Annotated in this window: 5 protein-coding genes; 1 reads left to right on the top strand and 4 read right to left on the bottom strand. The window is 70.4% G+C overall.

From position 1 onward, the window contains the following. Positions 1-22 precede the first annotated feature (22 nt). Both lepA and E1182_RS29160 read right to left on the bottom strand, forming a co-directional pair. Entirely contained in the window at positions 23-1900 is a 1878-nt protein-coding gene (lepA, locus tag E1182_RS29165; protein ID WP_132270939.1) for a translation elongation factor 4, read from the bottom strand. A 227-nt stretch (positions 1901-2127) separates the two neighbouring features. Continuing rightward, positions 2128-2664 (bottom strand): DUF4240 domain-containing protein, encoded by a 537-nt coding sequence (locus tag E1182_RS29160; protein ID WP_132270938.1) that lies wholly within the window; start codon positions 2662-2664, stop codon positions 2128-2130. Positions 2665-2848: 184 nt separating this feature from the next. On the opposite strand from E1182_RS29160, the gene rpsT reads away from it, so the two are divergent. Further along, the gene (gene rpsT, locus E1182_RS29155; RefSeq protein ID WP_132270937.1) at positions 2849-3115 is read left to right on the top strand and encodes a 30S ribosomal protein S20; all 267 of its coding nucleotides are present in this window, start codon (positions 2849-2851) and stop codon (positions 3113-3115) included. Positions 3116-3187: 72 nt separating this feature from the next. Here rpsT and E1182_RS29150 read toward each other — a convergent pair whose 3' ends face one another. Together E1182_RS29150 and holA are read right to left on the bottom strand one after the other, a co-directional pair. Further along, entirely contained in the window at positions 3188-3682 is a 495-nt protein-coding gene (locus E1182_RS29150; RefSeq protein ID WP_243706483.1) for a hypothetical protein, read from the bottom strand. Beyond that, positions 3679-4659: a DNA polymerase III subunit delta gene (gene holA, locus E1182_RS29145; protein WP_132270936.1), complete on the bottom strand. Its 981-nt coding sequence runs from the start codon at positions 4657-4659 to the stop codon at positions 3679-3681. Before holA ends, E1182_RS29150 begins: the two co-directional genes overlap by 4 nt. Positions 4660-4869: the final 210 nt, after the last annotated feature.

Genomic DNA, 4869 nt, shown 5'->3' with positions numbered 1-4869 from the left:
GCCATGGACTCCGTGTGCCTGGCTACTTCTTTCCGGGCGCCTTGCCGTCCCCGGAGTCGGAGGAGAGGGCGGCGATGAATGCCTCCTGCGGGACCTCCACCCGACCGACCATCTTCATCCGCTTCTTGCCTTCCTTCTGCTTCTCCAGCAGCTTGCGCTTACGGCTGATGTCACCGCCGTAGCACTTGGCGAGGACGTCCTTGCGGATGGCGCGGATGGTTTCCCGGGCGATCACCCGGCTGCCGATGGCCGCCTGGATCGGTACCTCGAACTGCTGGCGCGGGATCAGGTTGCGCAGCTTCGCGGCGATGGTGGTGCCGTAGTTGTAGGCCTTGTCCTTGTGCACGATCGCGCTGAACGCGTCCACCGGCTCGCCGTGCAACAGGATGTCCACCTTGACCAGATCGGACGCCTGCTCGCCGGAGGGCTCGTAGTCCAGTGAGGCGTAACCCTTGGTACGGCTCTTGAGCTGGTCGAAGAAGTCGAAGATGATCTCCGCGAGGGGCAGCGTGTACCGCAGCTCGACCCGGTCCGCCGAGAGGTAGTCCATGCCGAGCAGGCTGCCCCGCCGGCCCTGGCAGAGTTCCATCACCGCGCCGACGTAGTCGTTCGGGGTGAGTACGGTGGCCCGCACGACCGGCTCGTACACCTCGGCGATCTTGCCGGTGGGGTACTCGCTCGGGTTGGTCACCACGATCTCCTGCCCGTCCTCCGTGATGGCCCGGTAGACCACGTTGGGGGCGGTGGAGATCAGGTCGAGGTTGTACTCCCGCTCCAGCCGCTCCCGGATGATCTCCAGGTGCAGCAGGCCGAGGAAGCCGCAGCGGAAGCCGAAGCCGAGCGCGCCGGAGGTCTCTGGCTCGTAGTCCAGCGCGGCGTCGTTGAGCTTGAGCTTGTCCAGCGCCTCACGGAGGTTGGGGTAGTCGGATCCGTCGATCGGGTAGAGGCCGGAGTAGACCATCGGCTTCGGGTCCTTGTAGCCGCCCAGGGCCTCCTTCGCCGGCCGCGAGTTGATGGTGATCGTGTCACCCACCCGGGACTGGCGGACGTCCTTCACGCCGGTGATCAGGTAGCCCACCTCACCGACGCCGAGGGCGTCGGCCTTGACCATCTCCGGGGAGATGACGCCGATCTCCAGCAGCTCGTGCACCGCGGCGGTGGACATCATCTTGATCCGGTCACGGGCGCTGATCCGCCCGTCGATCACCCGGACGTAGGTGACCACGCCGCGGTAGACGTCGTAGACCGAGTCGAAGATCATCGCCCGGGCCGGGGCGGCGGCGTCGCCGACCGGCGGTACGAACTGCCGGACGATCTCGTCGAGCAGGTACGGCACACCCTCGCCAGTCTTGCCGGAGACCCTGATGCAGTCCGCCGGGTCACCACCGATCAGGTGCGCCAGTTCCTCGGCGTACTTCTCAGGCTGGGCGGCCGGCAGGTCGATCTTGTTGAGCACCGGGATGATGCGCAGGTCGTTCTCGAGCGCCAGATAGAGGTTCGCCAGCGTCTGCGCCTCGATGCCCTGCGCGGCGTCGACCAGCAGGACCGCGCCCTCGCAGGCGGCCAACGAGCGGGACACCTCGTAGGTGAAGTCGACGTGTCCCGGAGTGTCGATCATGTTGAGCACGGCGGTCTCACCGGCCCGGTCACCCTCACGGATCGTCCACGGCATCCGGACGGCCTGACTCTTGATGGTGATGCCGCGCTCGCGCTCGATGTCCATCCGGTCGAGGTACTGCGCGCGCATCTGCCGGGGATCGACCACGCCGGTGAGCTGCAACATCCGGTCGGCCAGGGTCGACTTCCCGTGGTCGATGTGGGCGATGATGCAGAAGTTCCTGATCCGCGCCGGGTCGGTGGCACCAGGAGCGTTCGCGCCGGGATCGAGCGTCGGTGGCACAGCGGTCCGTTCTGGTCGGCTGACGTGAGCGGGCCGGCACGCCGCCGGCCCCCTCTATGCTCCCACGTCGCTTCGGACGCGGTCCGCTCACTCCTGGGCTGCCGGCCACGCACCGGTCGCCGGTCGCCCACCTGGCGGTCAGCCACTCATCCGGCCGCCGGCCCGGTCACTCCGCGGGCGGCCGCTTGCTCCGCGGGCGAGCCCGTCACTTCGCTGCCGAGGCCCGGTCACTCCGCGGGCGGCTCGACGAAGAGGGTGGCCAGTCGGGGCAGCCGGCGGCGGGCCTCCTCTTCGTCGTCGAAGTCCCAGAAGTCGTTGAGGTCCGGCACCGCGACCGGGTCGCGCTCGGCCGGCAACTCGGTCGCGGTGGCCCTGCGGTACGCCGCCCAGGGCACCGTCAGCATCGGTTCGCAGGCGAACTCCTCGCCGCTGAGCGCGGCGGCCCGGACCCGGGGCAGCTCCGCGAGCGAGTCGGGGTCGGCGACCGCCCGGGCGAAAACCACCCGCCCCTGGGTCATCAGCCAACCACGGAAGGAGGCGAAGCCGTCATCGGAGACGCCCCCGTTGATCAGGTACGCGGCGCCCCACAGGTCGACCCGGTGCGACGCGGCCAATACCCGCCGCTGGTGGTGGGCGTACCCGACGATCTCCTCGGGATCCCGCTCGGCGAGCAGCGCGACCGCGCGGGCGGCGACCGCGTCGGGTTCGCCCCCGCCACCGGCCCGCGCCCGGTCGATCAGCTGCCAGAAATCGTCGGTCCTCATGGCCTGGCAGTCTCCCAGACCCCACCGCCGGCCCGGGGCGGCCAGCCCGGCGGGTCGCGGGCCACACCTGAGTCGTTTTGGTTCGTCCCGGCGGACCTGGTAACCTGGCTTTTCGCGCAGCGATGACGCATGCTCGTCGCGCGCACAAGCAGACCAAACCGAGCTATCAAGACGAGGCTGTCGCGTGGCGAACATCAAATCCCAGATCAAGCGCAACCGGCAGAACGAGAAGCGCCGGCTGCGTAACAAGTCGGTCAAGTCGTCGCTGAAGACCGCCGTCCGGAAGTTCCACGAGGCTGCGGAGGCCGGCGACGCCGAGAAGGCCACCGTCCTCATGCGTGAGGCCGCCCGAAAGCTGGACAAGGCCGCCAGCAAGGGTGTCATCCACGCCAACCAGGCGGCGAACCGGAAGTCGGCGATCGCCAAGCGCGTCGACTCGCTCTCGGTCTGACCGAGCGACTCAAACCTGACCGGAAGCCCCGGGCACTGCCCGGGGCTTCCGGCTGTCCGCATCGCCGCCCGGTCAGGGTGGGTGCGGGGGCCCGCCGGGTGCCGTGGCTTTGCGTACCGTCTCCGGCTGGCGCCGCGCGCCGTCCGGTGGGCGCTGCGCGTCGGACCGGTGTTCCCGTACCGGGCCGTGAGGCCATTCGGCGACAAGGACGCCGGCAACCGTCCGGGGCACCCGAGCTCGCCCGACCACCGGCTCCACCTGCCGGCGGAACCGGTCGCGCTCCTGTTCCGGTACCAGCGCCGCCGAGCGGACCACCCGTTCGGCCACCAGGTCGTTGAGCTTGACCATCGTCGCCACGGCCAGGGGCAGCGCCGGTACGGCCCACCAGCTGACCAGCTCGGCCAGGGCGAGCAGCACGGCGAGCGCCACGGCACCTTCGAAGAAGACGAAGCAGAGCACCCCACCCGGGTTGACGACGCGCAGTCCGAGCACCCGGGCGTAGAGCGGCCGGTACCGCTCCGCCTCGGTCGGCACGGTGCGCCACGCCGTTCGGGTGGGGCCGTTCACCGGGCACCGCCCCGCCGGGCGGCCGCGACGGAGAAGACCGCCTTCTCCAGGGCGTACGCCCGGTCGTCGGCGCCACCCTTGACCGCGGCGTTGCACTCGGCGGCGGCTCGCATCGCCTCGACCAGGCCCTCCGGGGTCCAACCCCGGGCCCGCTGCTGGGCATTCTTGATCTTCCAGGGCGGCATGCCGAGGCTGCTGGCCAGCTGGTACGGATCACCGCGCCCGGCGGCAGCCACCCGGGCCACGGTACGGACCCCGTCGGCCAGGGCGTCCGCGATCGGCACCGGGTCGACCCCGACGTGCAGCGCCCAGCGCAACGCCTCCAGCGCCGCCGGGACGTCCCCGATCATGGTCGCGTCGGCCACGGTGAAGCCGGTCACCTCGACCCGGCCCTTGTAGTACCGCGCGACGGTGTCCGCGCCGATCCGCCCGTCGGTGTCGGCGAGCAGTTGGGAGCAGGCGGCGGCCAGTTCGCGCAGATCGGCGCCGACAGCCGCGATCAACGCCTCGGCCGCGTCCTCGGAGCAGACGCCACCGCCCCGGCGAATCTCGTCGCGGACGAAGGAGACCCGCTCGCGGTGGCCCTTGAGCTTCGCCGCGGGCACGACGGTGGCGCCGGCCGCCTTCAGTCCGTCGGCGAACGCCTTGCCCTTCGCCCCACCCAGGTGCAGAACCACCAGCTGCACGTCCGGATCAGGGTTCTTCGCGTACCCGAGTAGCTCGGTGACCAGATCCTTGCGGGCGTCCTGGCCGGCTCGGAGCACGAGCAGCCGGCGACCGCCGAAGAGCGAAGGGCTGAGCATCTCGGCGACCTCGCCGGGGGTCAGCGACCCCGCCTGGTACTCCCGGACGTCCGCGTCGGGGTCGACACTGCGGGCCCGCGCCACGGCTTCGGTCACCGCTCGCGTGGCGAGCAGCTCCTCGTCGCCGAGAACGAGGAGAATGGACGGGAGGCTGGCGGCGGTCACGTCGCCCATCTTGGCACGCCTCCCACGCGATCGTGCCTGCTCACCAGCGGCACTGGCGGCCCACCCCGCACACAGCGCAAATCCAGACATTTGCCAACATCCCCCCACTGAAGCACCATTCCCCCCTCCCCGGCGTCGGCCGACCCTCACAGCGTGATCGTGGAATTCTTCGGCCCTTCCAGGGGGCCACCGCCTCCCAAGATCGGCAGAGGGTGGGGG

Source organism: Micromonospora sp. KC721, from assembly GCF_004348355.1.
Lineage (GTDB): Bacteria > Actinomycetota > Actinomycetes > Mycobacteriales > Micromonosporaceae > Micromonospora.
This window is presented reverse-complemented; position numbering and strand designations above follow the sequence as displayed.

What these genes read in the sequence shown, in the direction of transcription:
- E1182_RS29160 (WP_132270938.1), bottom strand. Translation starts at nt 2,664, where the DNA reads ATGAGGACCGACGATTTCTGGCAGCTGATCGACCGGGCGCGGGCCGGT.
- holA (WP_132270936.1), bottom strand. Translation starts at nt 4,659, where the DNA reads ATGGGCGACGTGACCGCCGCCAGCCTCCCGTCCATTCTCCTCGTTCTC.